The 15,128-nt window shown below is 72.1% G+C and carries 15 protein-coding genes; 5 read left to right on the forward strand and 10 right to left on the reverse strand.

The annotated features are described in order from the left end of the window. Positions 1 to 53: 53 nt before the first annotated feature. Positions 54 to 560 carry a CGNR zinc finger domain-containing protein gene (locus F3L20_RS28540; protein WP_150156740.1) on the reverse strand — a complete coding sequence of 169 codons (507 nt, stop codon included), beginning with the start codon at positions 558 to 560 and terminating at the stop codon, positions 54 to 56. A 108-nt stretch (positions 561 to 668) separates the two neighbouring features. On the opposite strand from F3L20_RS28540, the gene F3L20_RS28545 reads away from it, so the two are divergent. Both F3L20_RS28545 and F3L20_RS28550 read left to right on the forward strand, forming a co-directional pair. Beyond that, positions 669 to 1,028 (forward strand): VOC family protein, encoded by a 360-nt coding sequence (locus F3L20_RS28545; RefSeq protein ID WP_150156741.1) that lies wholly within the window; start codon positions 669 to 671, stop codon positions 1,026 to 1,028. A gap of 16 nt (positions 1,029 to 1,044) precedes the next feature. Next, positions 1,045 to 1,437, forward strand: a complete 393-nt coding sequence (locus tag F3L20_RS28550) for a VOC family protein (RefSeq protein ID WP_150156742.1) — start codon at positions 1,045 to 1,047, stop codon at positions 1,435 to 1,437. Positions 1,438 to 1,508: 71 nt separating this feature from the next. On the opposite strand, the gene F3L20_RS28555 is transcribed toward F3L20_RS28550, so the two are convergent. The 4 genes from F3L20_RS28555 to F3L20_RS28570 all read right to left on the reverse strand — a co-directional run bounded on the left by F3L20_RS28555 (position 1,509) and on the right by F3L20_RS28570 (position 5,602). After that, positions 1,509 to 2,636 carry a dipeptidase gene (locus F3L20_RS28555; protein WP_150156743.1) on the reverse strand — a complete coding sequence of 376 codons (1,128 nt, stop codon included), beginning with the start codon at positions 2,634 to 2,636 and terminating at the stop codon, positions 1,509 to 1,511. A gap of 112 nt (positions 2,637 to 2,748) precedes the next feature. Continuing rightward, complete coding sequence (locus F3L20_RS28560; RefSeq protein WP_150156744.1) at positions 2,749 to 3,927, reverse strand: dipeptidase; 1,179 nt, start codon at positions 3,925 to 3,927, stop codon at positions 2,749 to 2,751. 14 nt (positions 3,928 to 3,941) lie between these two features. Continuing rightward, positions 3,942 to 4,466, reverse strand: coding sequence for a 5-(carboxyamino)imidazole ribonucleotide mutase (gene purE / locus F3L20_RS28565; protein ID WP_145826975.1), 525 nt, complete (start codon positions 4,464 to 4,466; stop codon positions 3,942 to 3,944). Then, positions 4,463 to 5,602: a 5-(carboxyamino)imidazole ribonucleotide synthase gene (locus tag F3L20_RS28570; protein WP_150156745.1), complete on the reverse strand. Its 1,140-nt coding sequence runs from the start codon at positions 5,600 to 5,602 to the stop codon at positions 4,463 to 4,465. The genes purE and F3L20_RS28570 overlap by 4 nt, the downstream gene beginning before the upstream one ends. A 165-nt stretch (positions 5,603 to 5,767) precedes the next feature. Here F3L20_RS28570 and F3L20_RS28575 point away from each other — a divergent pair, with 165 nt between their 5' ends. Further along, the gene (locus F3L20_RS28575) at positions 5,768 to 6,259 is read left to right on the forward strand and encodes a GtrA family protein (protein ID WP_150156746.1); all 492 of its coding nucleotides are present in this window, start codon (positions 5,768 to 5,770) and stop codon (positions 6,257 to 6,259) included. A 12-nt stretch (positions 6,260 to 6,271) separates the two neighbouring features. Here F3L20_RS28575 and F3L20_RS28580 read toward each other — a convergent pair whose 3' ends face one another. Both F3L20_RS28580 and F3L20_RS28585 read right to left on the reverse strand, forming a co-directional pair. Then, positions 6,272 to 7,546, reverse strand: a complete 1,275-nt coding sequence (locus F3L20_RS28580; RefSeq protein WP_145826972.1) for an ATP-binding protein — start codon at positions 7,544 to 7,546, stop codon at positions 6,272 to 6,274. A 35-nt stretch (positions 7,547 to 7,581) separates the two neighbouring features. Further along, the gene (locus tag F3L20_RS28585; RefSeq protein WP_150156747.1) at positions 7,582 to 8,259 is read right to left on the reverse strand and encodes a response regulator transcription factor; all 678 of its coding nucleotides are present in this window, start codon (positions 8,257 to 8,259) and stop codon (positions 7,582 to 7,584) included. Between the two features lie 516 nt (positions 8,260 to 8,775). Here F3L20_RS28585 and F3L20_RS28590 point away from each other — a divergent pair. Continuing rightward, positions 8,776 to 10,272: an oligopeptide:H+ symporter gene (locus tag F3L20_RS28590; RefSeq protein WP_150156748.1), complete on the forward strand. Its 1,497-nt coding sequence runs from the start codon at positions 8,776 to 8,778 to the stop codon at positions 10,270 to 10,272. 1,197 nt (positions 10,273 to 11,469) lie between these two features. On the opposite strand, the gene F3L20_RS28595 is transcribed toward F3L20_RS28590, so the two are convergent. Both F3L20_RS28595 and F3L20_RS28600 read right to left on the reverse strand, forming a co-directional pair. Then, complete coding sequence (locus F3L20_RS28595; RefSeq protein ID WP_150156749.1) at positions 11,470 to 12,033, reverse strand: ATP-binding protein; 564 nt, start codon at positions 12,031 to 12,033, stop codon at positions 11,470 to 11,472. 242 nt (positions 12,034 to 12,275) lie between these two features. Further along, positions 12,276 to 12,653: an STAS domain-containing protein gene (locus F3L20_RS28600; protein ID WP_024886489.1), complete on the reverse strand. Its 378-nt coding sequence runs from the start codon at positions 12,651 to 12,653 to the stop codon at positions 12,276 to 12,278. A 251-nt stretch (positions 12,654 to 12,904) separates the two neighbouring features. Between F3L20_RS28600 and F3L20_RS28605 the strand changes: the two genes are divergently transcribed. Further along, the gene (locus F3L20_RS28605; RefSeq protein WP_150156750.1) at positions 12,905 to 13,819 is read left to right on the forward strand and encodes an RNA polymerase sigma factor SigF; all 915 of its coding nucleotides are present in this window, start codon (positions 12,905 to 12,907) and stop codon (positions 13,817 to 13,819) included. Positions 13,820 to 13,948: 129 nt separating this feature from the next. Here the strand turns inward: F3L20_RS28605 and hutI are convergent, their stop codons facing one another. Further along, on the reverse strand, positions 13,949 to 15,121 hold the full coding sequence (gene hutI / locus F3L20_RS28610; protein ID WP_150156751.1) for an imidazolonepropionase: 1,173 nt from the start codon (positions 15,119 to 15,121) through the stop codon (positions 13,949 to 13,951). Positions 15,122 to 15,128 lie beyond the last annotated feature (7 nt).

Here is a 15,128-nt window from a genome sequence, read left to right on the forward strand (position 1 = left end):
GCCGAACCGGCGTCGCATCGCATTCTGCCCCACGGCGCGCGGATGTGGTGCTGCTACCCCTGCTTCGCACGGTATCGGCGCATCTTCGCGCGGGCCCCGCACACCTGCATCGAGCACCAGCGGCCACGTCCGCCGGGGCTGCGGTCGTAGTACGCCCAGTGGCAGGTGGGGGACTCGCAGGCCTTGAAGCGCTGCCAGGTGCCGGCGGTGAGCGCCTCGGCCACGGCGGCGGCCACCTGGGAGAGCAGCGGCCCCTCGTCGACCGGCGCGAGGGCGGCGGCGCCGTCGGCGGGGTCCACGGTGATCACCAGGGGTGCGCGGGCGAGCAGGTCGCCGAGCGGGGTGACCGGGGCGTGGGCCGGGTGGCCGGCATGCGCGAGCAGGGTGGCCCGCAGGGACTCGCGCAGCTCCCGGGCGGCGTCCACGGTGTCCTCGGTGAGCCCGAAGGGCGCGCGGCCCTCGGGGGTGTCCAGCGCGTCGCGGCCGGCGGCCAGGTCCACCGTGTTGACGAGGGCCTGCACCAGGGTCAGTTGCCCGGGCGGGGCCGCTCTTTCGGTCATGACGCGAGGCCACCTTTCTCAATTCCCTTGCAACGTTACCGCCTCTGCGGGAGCATGCGGTAACGGTTACCAGCAGACCGCTTTTGGCGGTAACACGAGGAGGCAGTCATGTCCGTAGCGAAGGTGGGCGCCGTCGTCCTGGACTGTCCGGACCCCGGTGCGCTGGCCGGCTTCTACGCCGGTGTCGTGGGCGGCGCGGCCGAGGGTGAGGGCGACTGGGTGGACCTGAAGGTGCCCGGCGGCCCGACGCTGGCCTTCCAGCGCGCCGAGGGGTACGTGCCGCCGCGGTGGCCCGCGGCCGACCGCTCCCAGCAGTTCCACCTCGACCTGACCGTCGAGGACCTGGACGCGGCGGAGAAGGAGGTGCTGGCGCTGGGCGCCAGGCCGCTGGACACGGAGGACCGCTCACGGACCTTCCGGGTTTACGCGGATCCGGCCGGGCACCCGTTCTGCCTCTGTGCCTGCTGAGACCTGGAGGAATTCGATGGCCCCCGTGGCACGACTGCGCAGTGTCGTCCTGGACTGCCCCGACCCCAACGAGCTGGCCGTCTTCTACGCGGCTGTCGCCGGCGGCACCCCCGTGGCGGAGGACGCGGACTGGGTGGTCCTGCAGGTCCCCTCGGGCCCGCGGCTCGCCTTCCAGCGGGCCACCGGCTTCACCCCGCCGGCCTGGCCGAGCGCCGACCACGACTCGCAGCAGTTCCACCTCGACTTCGACGCGGGCGGGACCTGGGAGGAGGTCGACGCGGCCGAGGAGAAGGTGCTGGCCCTCGGGGCGAAGGTGCTGGACCGGGAGGACTGGGAGACGAAGGACTTCCGCGTGTACGCCGACCCCGCCGGGCATCCCTTCTGCCTGTGCCGGATCGAGCAGCCGTGACGCCGGGCGACCGTGACGGCCGAGGAGCCGTGACGGTCGAGCAGCCGTAGCGGGGGCGTGACGGTCGCCGCTCAGCCGTCGAGGGCGGTGACCGTCGCCGTCGACGGCGGGCGGCGCTGCTGCGCGGTGTGCGCGGTGAAGGCGGCGGCGCGCAGCACCCGCTGGACGTTGCCCCAGGTCAGCAGGCCGACGTCGGCCTCGCCCCAGCCCCGTCGCAGCAGCTCGGCGATCAGCCTCGGATAGCAGGACGGGTCGCGCAGTTCCTGCGGGTGGGCGCTGCCGGTGTCGTAGGTGCCGGACAGACCGACGCAGTCCGGGCCGGCGAGGGTGCGGACGTGGTCGAGGTGGTCGGCGACGTCCCGGACGGTCGGGCCCGCCTGCTCGGCGGTCAGCGGCACCAGGCACAGGCCCTTGGCCTCGCCCACCGCGGTGAGCAGGTCGTCGGGCAGGTTGGCCGGGTGCGGACGCAGGTCACGGGCGGCGGACCGGCTGAACAGCACGGGCGCCTTGGACACGGTGAGGGCCCGGCGGATCGTCGGGGTGGACGCGTGGGAGAGGTCGGCGACCATGCCGATCCGGTTCATCTCGCGCACGACCTCCTCGCCGAACCGGGTGAGCCCGGCGGGGCCCGCCCAGGAGGTGCCGGTCAGGGTGAGCACCCGCAGGCCAAGGGCGTGCAGCGCCCGCAGGACGCTCAGGGAGTCGCCGAGCGCGGCCGCGCCGGCCGGTCCGAACAGCACGGCGACCCGGCCGCAGTTGCGGGCGTCCACGAGCTCCCCGGCGGTGCGGGCGGGGCGCAGCCCCTCGTCGTGGCCGGCGACGACCGCCTGCGCCAGGTCCAGCTGTTCCAGGGTGGTGGTCAGGGCCCGGTCGCCGTCGTGTCCCTCGGGCAGGTGCAGTGCCCAGAAGACGGCGCCGACCTGCCCCCTGCGCAGCCGGGGCACGTCCGCGTCGACGGCGCTCTCCCCGAGGTCGAGGTCGTACCAGGGCAGTCCGCGCAGCGCCCACGGCAGCCCGCTGTAGCCGTCGGCGACAGGGTGGGCGGCGAGCACGGCCCGGGCCCGGTCCAGGGGGTCGTCGTCCGGGTCGGAGACGGGCCGGTACTCCTCCGGCCCGACGACCATCCCCTCCTGCGGGAACGGCTCGTCGACACGGCCGACCTCGGCGGCGGGATGCAGGTCGTCCTGGAGATCGGCCATCACGGGGCTCCGTACGTCGTGACCTCGGCGGTACGGTCACCGTCGCACGGAGCACCCACCGGCTTCCTGGTGAACGCGGCGTTCGGGGTAAGCCCCGCGCCGCGTCCGCCGGTCAGCCGTCCAGTGCCTCGATGCGAGCGTTGGACGGCGCGCGCGTCGCGCGCAGGTCGCGGGCCACGTCCTCGGCGGCGCCCAGCACCCGGACCGCGTTCTGCCAGGTCAGCTTGGACAGGTCGGCCCGGGACCAGCCGCGGTCCAGCAGCTCGGCGATCAGCCGGGGGTAGCCGGAGACGTCGTCGAGGCCGTCGGGGGTGAAGGCCGTGCCGTCGTAGTCGCCGCCGATGCCGAGGTGCTCGATGCCGGCGACCTCGCGCATGTGGTCGAGGTGGTCGGCGACCGTGGACACCGTGGCGACGGGACGCGGGTGCGTCTCCTCGAAGGCGCGGTGCACCTTCATCGCCTCGGCGGTGGTGTCGAGGTGGTGGAAGCCGTGCGCGCGCATGTTCTCGTCGGCGGCCTCCGTCCAGTCGACGGCCGCCTGGAGCACGAACTTCGGCACGAAGGTCACCATCGCGATGCCGCCGTTGGCGGGCAGCCGCTCCAGCACGTCGTCGGGGATGTTGCGCGGGTGGTCGCAGACCGCGCGGGCCGAGGAGTGCGAGAAGATCACCGGCGCGGTGCTGGTGTCGAGCGCGTCCCGCATGGTCGTCGCGGCGACGTGGGAGAGGTCGACCAGCATGCCGAGACGGTTCATCTCCCGCACCACCTCGTGGCCGAACGCCGACAGGCCGCCCACGGCGGGCTCGTCGGTCGCCGAGTCCGCCCACGCCACGTTGAAGTTGTGGGTGAGGGTCAGGTAGCGCACGCCGAGGTCGTACAGCCCGCGCAGGGTGCCGAGGGAGTCGGCGATGGAGTGGCCGCCCTCCGCCCCCATCAGGGAGGCGATACGGCCCTCGCGGCGCGCGGCCTCCATGTCGGCGGCGGTCAGCGCGAGCGCCAGGTCCCGCGGATGACGGTCCGCCAGCTGCCGTACACAGTCGATCTGTTCCAGCGTGGCCGGGACCGGGTCGGGCGCGTCGGCGCGAACGTACACCGACCAGAACTGCGCGCCGACGCCGCCGGCGCGCAGCCGGGGGATGTCGGTGTGCAGGTGGGCGGACTGGTCGGCGGAGATGTCGCGGGCGTCGAGGTCGTAGGTGACCTGTTCGCGCAGCGCCCAGGGCAGGTCGTTGTGCCCGTCGACGACGGGGAACTCGGCCAGCAGCGCGCGGGCTTCGTCGAGGGACGTCACGGCATCCACCCCGCTCACTTGCCGAAGCCGAAGCCTGCGGCGGAGCCTTGGGCCTTCGACCGCAGACGCTTGCCCTTCTCGGTCGCCTGGTCGTTCAGCTCCTGCTGGAAATCCCGCATGCGACCGAGGAGTTCCTCGTCGTGGGCGGCGAGGATGCGGGCCGCGAGCAGACCGGCGTTACGCGCGCCGGCCACGGAGACGGTGGCGACCGGGACGCCGGCCGGCATCTGCACGATGGACAGCAACGAGTCCATGCCGTCGAGGTACTTCAGCGGCACGGGCACGCCGATGACGGGCAGCGGGGTCACGGAGGCGAGCATGCCGGGCAGGTGGGCGGCGCCGCCCGCGCCCGCGATGATCGCCTTCAGCCCGCGGTCGGCGGCCTGCTCGCCGTACGCGATCATCTCGCGGGGCATGCGGTGCGCGGAGACGACGTCGACCTCGTAGGCGATGTCGAACTCGTCGAGGGCCTTGGCCGCCGCCTCCATGACGGGCCAGTCGGAGTCCGACCCCATGACAATGCCTACAACCGGGCTCATTCGGTGATCGTGCCTCTCAGGTAGCCGGCTGCGTGACGGGCGCGCTCCAGCACGTCGTCCAGGTCGTCGCCGTAGGTGTTCACGTGACCGACCTTGCGGCCGGGCTTCACGTCCTTGCCGTACATGTGGATCTTCAGCCGGGGGTCGCGGGCCATGCAGTGCAGGTACGCGGAGTACATGTCCGGGTAGTCGCCGCCGAGCACGTTGACCATGACGGTCCACTTCGCGCGCGGGCGCGGGTCGCCGAGCGGGAGGTCGAGGACGGCGCGGACGTGGTTGGCGAACTGCGAGGTGATCGCGCCGTCCATGGACCAGTGGCCGGAGTTGTGCGGGCGCATCGCGAGTTCGTTGACCAGAATGCGGCCGTCGCGGGTCTGGAACAGCTCCACCGCGAGGTGGCCGACCACACCGAGTTCCTTGGCGATGTTCAGCGCCATCTCCTCGGCCCGGAGCGCGAGGTCCTCGTCGAGGTCGGGCGCGGGCGCGATCACGGTGTCGCAGACGCCGTTCACCTGCTGCGACTCCACCACCGGGTAGGCGACGGCCTGGCCGTGCGGGGAGCGGACCACGTTGGCGGCCAGCTCCCGCACGAAGTCGACCTTCTCCTCGGCAAGGACGGGGACGCCGGCCTTGAACGGCTCGGCGGCCTCCTCGGCGGAGCCGACGACCCACACGCCCTTGCCGTCGTAACCGCCGCGGACCGTCTTCAGGACGACGGGGAAGCCTTCCCCCTCGGCCGCGAACGCGGCCACGTCCTCGGGCCCGTCGACGATGCGGTGGCGCGGGCAGGGCACACCGATCGCTTCGAGCTTCGCGCGCATCACGCCCTTGTCCTGGGCGTGCACGAGCGCGTCGGGGCCGGGGCGGACGGGGATGCCGTCGGCCTCAAGAGCCCTGAGGTGCTCGGTGGGCACGTGCTCGTGGTCGAAGGTGATCACGTCGCAGCCGCGCGCGAAGGCGCGCAGCGTGTCCAGGTCGCGGTAGTCGCCGACGACGACATCGCTCACCACCTGGGCCGCCGAATCCTGCGGGGTGTCACTGAGGAGCTTGAACCTGATGCCGAGCGGGATGCCCGCCTCGTGTGTCATACGAGCGAGCTGGCCACCGCCGACCATGCCGACTACCGGGAACGTCACGCCCCCAGGGTATCCGCCCACGCCAGGGTGGCCGATTCCCGCCCTCCGCACGGGACGCACGGGGCAGGTGGGGCGGACGGAGCGAGCCGTCCGCAGGAAGATCGCGCGTGCGGGTGGTTAGCATGGCGGAGTTGACGCACTTCTACCGACGGGAGCCTGTGGGCGATGGAACGAGGTTCCTCGGGGCTTCGACGGCTCTTCCGTGAAATGGCCAAGTTCGGCGCGGTGGGGGGAGCCGGGGTTCTGGTCAACCTCGGTGTGTTCAACCTGGTCCGGCAGGCGACCGATCTCCCGGTGGTCCGGGCGAGCGTGATCGCCACCGTGGTGGCGATCGTCTTCAACTACGTGGGGTTCCGGTACTTCACCTACCGCGACCGCGACAAGTCCCGCCGCACCCGCGAGATGTCGCTGTTCCTGCTGTTCAGCGTCATCGGCCTGGTGATCGAGAACGGCCTGCTCTACACCGCTACGTACGGCTTCGGCTGGGACAGCTCGCTGCAGAGCAACATCTTCAAGTTCGTCGGCATCGGCGTCGCCACGCTGTTCCGCTTCTGGTCCTACCGCACGTGGGTGTTCCGTGCGCTGCCGGTGCGGGACGAGCCCGTGGCCGGCTCGGCGCCGGCCACCGGCGACCGGCCCAGGCAGCGCGTGCCGTAGGCCGGGTCCGGCTCAGCGCACCGTCCTGCGGTTCTCCTCGTCCGGGTCCTTCCGCGGGGGCGTGCTGGAGAGGAACAGGCCGAAGACGGCCGGGCTGGCCTGGAGCATCTCCAGGCGGCCGCCGTCCGCCTCCGCCAGGTCCCGGGCGACCGCGAGGCCGATGCCGGTGGAGTTGCGGCCGCTGATCGCCCGTTCGAAGATCCGCGAACCCAGCTCGGCGGGGACGCCGGGCCCCTCGTCGGTGACCTCCACGACGATCTGGTTGCCGGTGACGCGGGTGCGCAGGGCGACCGTGCCGCCGCCGTGCATCAGCGAGTTCTCGATCAGCGCGGCCAGCACCTGGGCGACCGCGCCCGGTGTGCCCACCGCCCGCAGCTTCCGCTTGCCGGAGGTGACGATGGCCCGGCCCGCGCTGCGGTAGGCGGGGCGCCACTCCGCGAGCTGCTGCTTGATCACCTCGTCGAGGTCGAAGGTGACGGCCGAGCCCGTGCGCGGGTCCCGGGAGTTGGTCAGCAGCCGCTCGACCACGTCCGTCAGCCGCTCCACCTGCGTGAGCGCGATGGTCGCCTCCTCCTTCACCGTGTCGGGGTCGTCGGTGAGGGTGATCTCCTCCAGGCGCATCGACAGCGCGGTGAGCGGGGTGCGCAGCTGGTGGGAGGCGTCGGCCGCCAGGCGCCGCTCGGCGGTCAGCATGCGGCCGATGCGCTCGGCGGACGCGTCCAGCACGTCGGCGACCCGGTCCAGCTCGGGGACACCGTAGCGGCGGTGGCGGGGGCGCGGGTCGCCGGAGCCGAGGCGCTCGGCGGTCTCCGCGAGGTCGGTCAGCGGCGAGGCGAGGCGATTGGCCTGCCGGATCGCCAGCAGCACCGCCGCGATCACCGCGAGGAGCGCCACGAGACCGATGATCAGCAGGGTGCGGGCGACCTCCTTGGTCACCGAGGAGCGCGGCTCCTGCACGGTGACCGTCTCGCCCTCCTCGCCGGGTGCCGTGGCGCTGATGACGTCGCCGTCCGGCCGGGAACCGAGCTCGATGGGCGGCTTGCCGGGGATCCGGACGACGGCGTACCGGTCCTCGGTGACCTGGTCGGCGAGGATCCCGGCGGTGACCTTGTCCTCGACGAGCAGCCGGCTGTCGACGATGCTCGCCAGCCGCACCGCCTCGGACTCCACACGCTCCTTGGCGGTCTCGGTGATGGTGCGGGTCTCGACGATCACCAGCGAGACACCGAAGACGGCGATCACGACGAGCACCACGGCGAGCGTGGACTGGATCAGGCGGCGGCGCATGTTCTCTTACCCGGTGGCGGAACCCCGGCGGGGGTTCAGCTCTTCTCGAAACGGAAGCCCACGCCGCGCACGGTGGCGATGTAGCGGGGGTTGGCCGCGTCGTCGCCGAGCTTCTTGCGCAGCCAGGAGATGTGCATGTCGAGGGTCTTGGTGGAGGACCACCAGGTGGTGTCCCAGACCTCACGCATGAGCTGGTCGCGGGTGACGACCCGGCCCGCGTCGCGCACCAGGACCCGCAGCAGGTCGAACTCCTTGGCCGTGAGCTGCAGCTCCTCGTCGCCCATCCACGCCCGGTGCGACTCGACGTCGATGCGCACCCCGTGGGTGGCCGGCGGCTGCTGCGGCTCGGCCGCGCCGCGCCGGAGCAGGGCCCGCACCCGGGCCAGCAGTTCGGCGAGCCGGAACGGCTTGGTGACGTAGTCGTCGGCGCCCGCGTCGAGGCCGACCACCGTGTCCACCTCGTCGGCGCGCGCGGTGAGGATCAGCAGGGGGATCGTGTGCCCCTCGGCGCGGAGCCGGCGGGCGACCTCCAGGCCGTCCATGCCCGGCAGTCCGAGGTCCAGCACGACCAGGTCGACGCCGCCCTGCATTCCGGCGTCCAGTGCGCCGGGTCCGTCCTCACGCACCTCGACTTCGTAGCCCTCCCGGCGCAGGGCGCGGGCCAGCGGCTCCGAGATGGACGCGTCGTCCTCGGCGAGCAGTACACGGGTCATGCCGATGATGGTAGACCCGCCGGTCGGGCCGCAGGGGTGTGATCGCCCGGCTCGCTTCTTACCGTCGCCTCACCCGTTTCTCACCCCCGCGGACCCTGGTACGGACCTGAGGGTGTGGGGTGCGATGCTGGGCAGGGCCTTCGAATGGGTGATCACAGTGCCTTGAAACCTGTGATTCACGTCTCAAGTCCTTCCATATCCGGCACTGTCCTGCCGTATGGTGAATCAACGCCTGTTGCACCGTGGGGACCTTTGGCGGCAGTTGACGCTGAAGGTCTCTTTTGTGTGCGGGCCGGTATGTCGTACCGGCCCCGAAGCAATGACCTGTGGCCGGGCCTTCACCGCGCGTCGACGCACGGCGGAGGTGTGGATCCCGGTGGTCGCCGTCCGTCGCTCCGTGATCCGGGGCGGCACCCCCGGGCGTGGGCGGACGGTACGGCCTGCCGGTGCCGGCCAGCCCCCCACCGGGCGCGTACCCGCTCCTCGCGCGACGCGTCCCGACAGCAAGGAACGACCATGGCGTCCAGCCTGACGAAGGACTCGGTCACCCCGGGCACCCCCGGATCCGAGAAGACCTTCTTCGGCCACCCCCGCGGACTGGCCACTCTCTTCATGACCGAGATGTGGGAGCGTTTCTCCTACTACGGCATGAGGGCACTGCTCCCGCTGTACCTCGTCGCGCCGGGCGGACTCGGTCTGAGCGCGGGCACCGCCACCGCCATCTACTCGGTGTACCTCTCGCTGGTGTACCTGCTCGCCATGCCGGGCGGCTGGTTCGGTGACCGGGTCTGGGGCCCCCGCAAGACCGTCGCCGTCGCCGGCGGCATCATCATGCTGGGCCACCTGACGCTGGCCCTGCCCACCTCGGGCACCTTCTACGCGGGCCTCGGGCTCGTCGCGATCGGCTCCGGTCTGCTGAAGGCCAACATCTCCACGATGGTCGGCCAGCTCTACAAGGGCCCGGACGACCCGCGCCGGGACGGCGGCTTCACCGTCTTCTACATGGGCATCAACCTCGGTGCCTTCGCCGCGCCGCTGATCATCGGCACCATCGGTGAGAGCGTCAACTGGCACCTGGGCTTCGCGCTCGCCGCGGTCGGCATGGGTCTGGGCGTCACGCAGTTCCTGCTGGGCAGCCGCCACCTGGACGCGCAGTCCAGCATCGTCCCGAAGCCGCTGTCGGCCGAGGAGAAGTCCTCCACGCTGCGCAAGGCCGCGCTGTGGGCGGGCATCGCCGTCGTCGCGTACGCGATCCTCGGTTTCTCCGGCCACTACACCCTGAACTGGGTCCTGGTCCCGCTGACCCTGCTCGGCGTGATCATCCCGGTGATGGTGCTGGCCCGGATCAAGCGCGACAAGGACCTGGACCGCACCGAACAGTCGAAGATGTCCGCGTACATCTGGTTCTTCGTCGCCGCCGCGATCTTCTGGATGATCTACGACCAGGGCGGCTCGACCCTGTCGATCTTCGCCGACTCGTCGGCCGAGAACAGCGTGCTCGGCTGGGACTTCCCGGTCTCCTGGTACCAGTCGGTCAACCCGGTCCTGATCATGGCCCTGGCCCCGGTCTTCGCCTGGATCTGGCTCGCGCTGAACCGGCGCGGCAAGGAGCCCAGCACGATCGTGAAGTTCTCCTCCGGCCTGGCGCTGGTCGGCGTCTCCTTCTTCCTGTTCCTGGCCCCGCTGTCGATCGCCGAGGGCGGTCACAAGGCGGCGGCGCTGTGGCTGGTGGCGATCTACTTCGTCCAGACCGTCGGTGAGCTGCTGCTCTCCCCGGTCGGCCTGTCGGTCACCACGAAGATGGCGCCCGCGAAGTACGCCTCGCAGATGATGGGCGTCTGGTTCCTCGCCGTCACCGCCGGTGACGCGACGACCGGCCTGCTGTCCATCGCCGGCGTCGACCTGAACAAGACGGGCATCGTCGCCCTGGAGGCGACGCTCGCCGTCGTGGCGGGTGTGGCGATCTGGATGTACCGCAACAAGGTGAAGTCCCTGATGGGCGACGTCCGCTGACCCGGCCGTAACCCGCACTCCCCCACTCGACGGAGGGCCCCGCAGCTCAATGGCTGCGGGGCCCTCCGCGCGTGGGGGGCGCCTGGGGCGCGGGTCGGTTACGCCTGGGCGCGGAGAGGGCTCTTCAGGGCGGCCCCTGCCGGACGGTCGGGGGTGCCCCGGCGCGGGGCGGAGGCGGAACGGGCAGGGCACCGAGGCCACCACCTCGGGCCGCCATGCGGGAAGCACCCCGGCGCGGGGCGGGTCGCGGCGGGGCTGGACAGACACCGAAGGCACCACCTGGGCACCACCGGGCGGGGAACGTCCCGGCACAGGGGGCGGGACGGGTGGCAGGGGCGCCTCGCGCCACCGGGCGGGGAGCGCCCCGCAGGGGTGGTCCGGGTATCCCTCGGCACCACGGTGGGGCCCGACATGGCCGCAGGCGCCTCGCGCCGCCGGGCGGGCACCGGCCCAGCGGTCGGGCCACTGCCCGCGCAGCACCAGGAACGGGATGCGTGGCCACGGGGTCCGTTGTCGGGCTGCCGGTTGAGGACCCGGGCTTGGCGGTGGCCTGCGGGGGAACCGAGAACGGGGCCCTGGGGCCTCCGGGCGCGCGGAGCGCCGGGTACGGGCGGGGCCGGCCCTGGACGGTCGCGTACGGGCACCCGGGCTCGGTGGCCGGATGTGGAGGGCTGCCGGCCCCAGGCAGGTGGCCTACGGGCACAGGGGCACGTGACGGGAGCCGCCGGGGAGCGATGGCGGGAGCGCCGGGGCGGGTGGCGGCAGCCTCCGGGACGGGTGCGGCAGCCTCCGGACGGGTGGCGGCAGCCTCCGGGACGGGTGGCGGCAGCCTCCGGACGGGTGGCGGCAGCCTCCGGGACGGGTGGCGGCAGCCGGAGCGGTTGGGTTCCCCGGGCCGGTGGTGGCGGGCGGCTGGGGGCCGGTTGCGGGCCCCGCCCGCGCAGTTTCGGGCCTGTCAGGGCGCGGGGTGGGCTCAGGAAGCGCTCAGGCGGGGCTCTGAGGGGCCTGGAAGGCGTGGCAGGGCGGACTGTGGCATGAGGTCCGGTGTGCGGCGGCCTCAGGGGCGCGCGAGGGATCTGCTGCTGTACGTGGCGGGCTACCCGCCGCTGCCGCGCGCCGCGGCGCGCGGGATGTGCGCGCCGCTCCGTCTCGCGGCCCCGGGCCGGGAAGCGGCCGGGTTCCCGGGGGTGGCCCGGGTTACGACGGGGTGCCGAGTTCGGCCCAGACCGTCTTGCCCGCCACGTCCGCGGAGCGGACCACGCCCCAGTCCAGGCAGAGACGCTGGACGATGAACATGCCGTGTCCCCCCGGCCGCCCCGCCCGGTGCGGCGTGCGCGGGGACGGCTGGCCCGTGCCCCTGTCGGTGACCTCGATCCGGATCACCTTGCGGTCGCTGGTGATGATCATCAGGTCCGGCCCCTCCGCGTGCAGGCACGCGTTGGTGACCAGCTCGGAGACGACGAGCAGGACGTCCTCGGCGGCGGCCCGCCGGTCCGCGGTGGCCGCGGGCAGCCAGCCCCAGTCGTACAGCGCCTGCCGGGTGAAGTCCCGCGCGAGCGGTACGACACCGCTCTGGTCCTCGAAGCTCAGCCGGCGGACCTGGGCGTCACCGGCCGGCCCCGGAACTGCCTCCGGAGCCGTCGGCACGGCCACGCCGCCCTCCTGGGCGCCCCTGATCGGTGCAGCGCCCCCGGGCGTCCCGGAAGCACCGCTGGGCTCCGGACCGCGGTCGCCCGGCGAGTAGGGCCGGGTGGTGCTCATCAGCGCTTCACCTCACCGTGTCACCAGTTCACAATGCGAAATCTTCCGTACTCGGTCAGTCACGCGCGGACGGCCCGAATGGTTCTCGGCACCCTCCCGACCACCGCGTCCGGGACGTTCTGGGTGTCTCCTGCCCGAGCCGACCGACGGAACACCCCCGTATTCGCACGAAAAGACGCGCCGGGGATACCCGTCGGCCGACGGGTGCGGCGCGAACGCCCCGCCGGGCCTGCCCGCCCGCGTCACGCCGAATCGTCGGCCAGGGCCGCCTCGAGCGTGTCGTGGACGGCGAACACCGCGTCCGCCCCGGTGATTTCAAACACACGCGCGACAACGGGCTGCATCCCGGCGAGATGCACGCCACCTCCGGCCGCCTCGGCCTTGAGCCGGGCACCGAGCAGCACGTTCAGCCCCGTGGAGTCACAGAACTCCAGCCGGGAGCAGTCGATGACGAGCCGCTTGAAACCCTTGGCGAGGCAGTCCTCCAGTGGCTCCCGCAACAGATCGGCGGTGTGATGGTCCAACTCACCCGCCGGGGTCACGACGGCACTGGGGCCCTCTTCTCGCACCTCGACCAGAAGCCGGCCCGACTGTGCGCTGCCGACCGTCCCGCGGTCCATGCCGTCTCTCTCTCCCGAGGTCGTGGCTGTTCCTGACGCCCTCGAACATTACGCCTTCCGGCCAAGCATCGACACTCTAACAATCACGCACAAACGGACATAAGCGAACAGAACGCACTTGCGGCATGCTCCGAGTAGCCGATAGGGCTAGTAAAGACCCGTACCCGACCACGGCCGGCTTTGGAGGCGCCGCACACCGCAGTGCACGTATCGGCTTCGGCAGCCATATGCCGAGAACGATGGAGGACATCATGTCACCCCGGCTCGACGCATCGCCTACCCATCAAGCGACGTCGACACCCCCTCCGGAACATCTGGATCCCATCGAGCAGGACGACCTGGAGGTCGTCCCGGACGGTCTGCTCGCCGGACTGCCGGAGATCCCCCCGTACGACGAGGTGGGCCCGGTGGACGCGCGGGCTCTGTCCAAGACCCTCTTCGAGCGCCTGGAGTCGCTCGACGAAGGCACGCACGAGTACTCGTACGTACGCAACACACTTGTCGAACTCAACCTCGCCCTGGTCAAGTTCGCCGCCTCCCGGTTCCGCTCGCGCAGCGAGCCCATGGAGGACATCATCCAGGTCGGCACCGTCGGCCTGATCAAGGCGATCGACCGCTTCGAGCACACACGCGGTGTGGAGTTCCCCACCTTCGCCATGCCGACCATCATCGGCGAGATCAAGCGCTTCTTCCGTGACACCTCGTGGTCCGTGCGCGTACCGCGCCGGCTTCAGGAGCTGCGGCTCGACCTGGCCAAGGCCGGTGACGAACTCGCCCAGCAGCTCGACCGCGCGCCGACAGTGGCCGAGCTGGCGGACCGTCTGGGCATCACCAGCGACGAGGTCGTCGAGGGCATGGCGGCGTCGAACGCCTACACCGCCTCCTCGCTGGACGCCCAGCCGGAGGAGGACGACGCCGAGGGCGCGCTGGCGGACCGGATCGGCTACGAGGACCACGGTCTCGAAGGCATCGAGTACATCGAGTCCTTGAAGCCGTTGATCGCCGAACTCCCCTCGCGCGACCGCAAGATCCTCTCGCTGCGCTTCGTGGCGGGCATGACCCAGTCGGAGATCGGCGAGGAGCTCGGCATCTCCCAGATGCACGTCTCCCGTCTGCTGTCCCGGACGCTGGTGAAGCTGCGCAAGGGGCTCACGGTCGAGGAGTGATCCTCCCCGTCCGACGCTCGTCCTCCTGGGGGCGGCCCGTTCCCGGGCCGCCCCCTGTTCGGCAGTGTGAGGCCTGACACATCCGAACGCCGCCGCGAACCGGAGCGGGTCGGATCACCTCGAACCGCCTCATACCACCCGTACGCCCCGCCGCCAGACCCCCGCGACCAGCGGGACGCCCGGCCGGTAGGCGAGGTGGACGTGGCTGGGGGCGTCGAGCAGCACCAGGTCCGCGTACGCCCCCGGGACGAGACGCCCGATGTCGGTGCGCCGCAGGGCCGCCGCACCGCCCGCCGTGGCCGACCAGACGGCCTCGTCGGGCGTCATCCCCATGTCCCGCACGGCGAGCGCGACGCAGAACGGCACCGACGAGGTGAAGGACGACCCGGGGTTGCAGTCGGTGGACAGCGCCACGGTGACCCCCGCGTCCAGCAGCCGCCGGGCGTCCGGCCAGGGGGCGCGGGTGGAGAACTCGGCGCCGGGCAGCAGCGTGGCGACGGTCGCGCCGCTCGCCAGCGCGTCCACGTCCGCGTCGGTGAGGTGCGTGCAGTGGTCGGCGCTGGCCGCGTCCAGCTCGACGGCGAGCCGCACACCGGGCCCGTGGGAGAGCTGGTTGGCGTGGATCCGCGGGTGCAGGCCCTTGGCCTTGCCGGCGGTGAGGATCGCGCGGGCCTGGTCGCCGTCGAAGGCCCCCTTCTCGCAGAAGACGTCGATCCAACGGGCGTGCGGCGCGCAGGCGTCCAGCATCGCGCCGGTGACCAGGGCCACGTAACCGGCCGGGTCGTCCGCGTACTCGGGGGCGACGATGTGCGCGCCGAGGTAGGTGACCTCGTCGGTGTGGCGGGCGGCCAGGCGCAGGGCGCGGGCCTCGTCCCCGACGGTCAGGCCGTAGCCGGACTTTGTCTCGAAGGTCGTGGTGCCCTGGCGCAGCGCCTCCGCGAGGTGGCGGGTGAGGGTGGCCTCCAGCTCCGCGTCGTCCGCAGCCCGGGTCGCGGCGACGGTGGTGCGGATGCCGCCGGCGCCGTACGGGCGGCCCGACATGCGGGCGTTGAACTCCTCGGTGCGGTCCCCGGCGAACACCAGGTGGGAGTGCGAATCGACAAATCCGGGCAGGACCGCGCGGCCGCCGGCGTCGACCCGGTCGTCGGTGGCGGGTGCCTGTCCGGAAGCACCGGTCCACACGACGCGGCCGTCCTCGATCACGACGGCCGCGTCGCGGAGCAGGCCGAGCGGGTCCGGGTCGCGGAGGGAGGGGTCGTTGGTGACCAGCGTGGCGATGTTGGTGATGACCGTGGCGCTCATGGTGTCC

Source organism: Streptomyces tendae, assembly GCF_008632955.1.
Taxonomy (GTDB): Bacteria; Actinomycetota; Actinomycetes; order Streptomycetales; family Streptomycetaceae; genus Streptomyces.

Bases quoted from the DNA above. Each gene is read 5' to 3' on its own strand.
- F3L20_RS28540 (WP_150156740.1), bottom strand. From the start codon at position 560: ATGACCGAAAGAGCGGCCCCGCCCGGGCAACTGACCCTGGTGCAGGCC.
- F3L20_RS28545 (WP_150156741.1), top strand. From the start codon at position 669: ATGTCCGTAGCGAAGGTGGGCGCCGTCGTCCTGGACTGTCCGGACCCC.
- F3L20_RS28550 (WP_150156742.1), top strand. From the start codon at position 1,045: ATGGCCCCCGTGGCACGACTGCGCAGTGTCGTCCTGGACTGCCCCGAC.
- F3L20_RS28555 (WP_150156743.1), bottom strand. From the start codon at position 2,636: ATGGCCGATCTCCAGGACGACCTGCATCCCGCCGCCGAGGTCGGCCGT.
- purE (WP_145826975.1), bottom strand. From the start codon at position 4,466: ATGAGCCCGGTTGTAGGCATTGTCATGGGGTCGGACTCCGACTGGCCC.
- F3L20_RS28575 (WP_150156746.1), top strand. From the start codon at position 5,768: ATGGAACGAGGTTCCTCGGGGCTTCGACGGCTCTTCCGTGAAATGGCC.
- F3L20_RS28580 (WP_145826972.1), bottom strand. From the start codon at position 7,546: ATGCGCCGCCGCCTGATCCAGTCCACGCTCGCCGTGGTGCTCGTCGTG.
- F3L20_RS28585 (WP_150156747.1), bottom strand. From the start codon at position 8,259: ATGACCCGTGTACTGCTCGCCGAGGACGACGCGTCCATCTCGGAGCCG.
- F3L20_RS28590 (WP_150156748.1), top strand. From the start codon at position 8,776: ATGGCGTCCAGCCTGACGAAGGACTCGGTCACCCCGGGCACCCCCGGA.
- F3L20_RS28595 (WP_150156749.1), bottom strand. From the start codon at position 12,033: ATGAGCACCACCCGGCCCTACTCGCCGGGCGACCGCGGTCCGGAGCCC.
- F3L20_RS28600 (WP_024886489.1), bottom strand. From the start codon at position 12,653: ATGGACCGCGGGACGGTCGGCAGCGCACAGTCGGGCCGGCTTCTGGTC.
- F3L20_RS28605 (WP_150156750.1), top strand. From the start codon at position 12,905: ATGTCACCCCGGCTCGACGCATCGCCTACCCATCAAGCGACGTCGACA.
- hutI (WP_150156751.1), bottom strand. From the start codon at position 15,121: ATGAGCGCCACGGTCATCACCAACATCGCCACGCTGGTCACCAACGAC.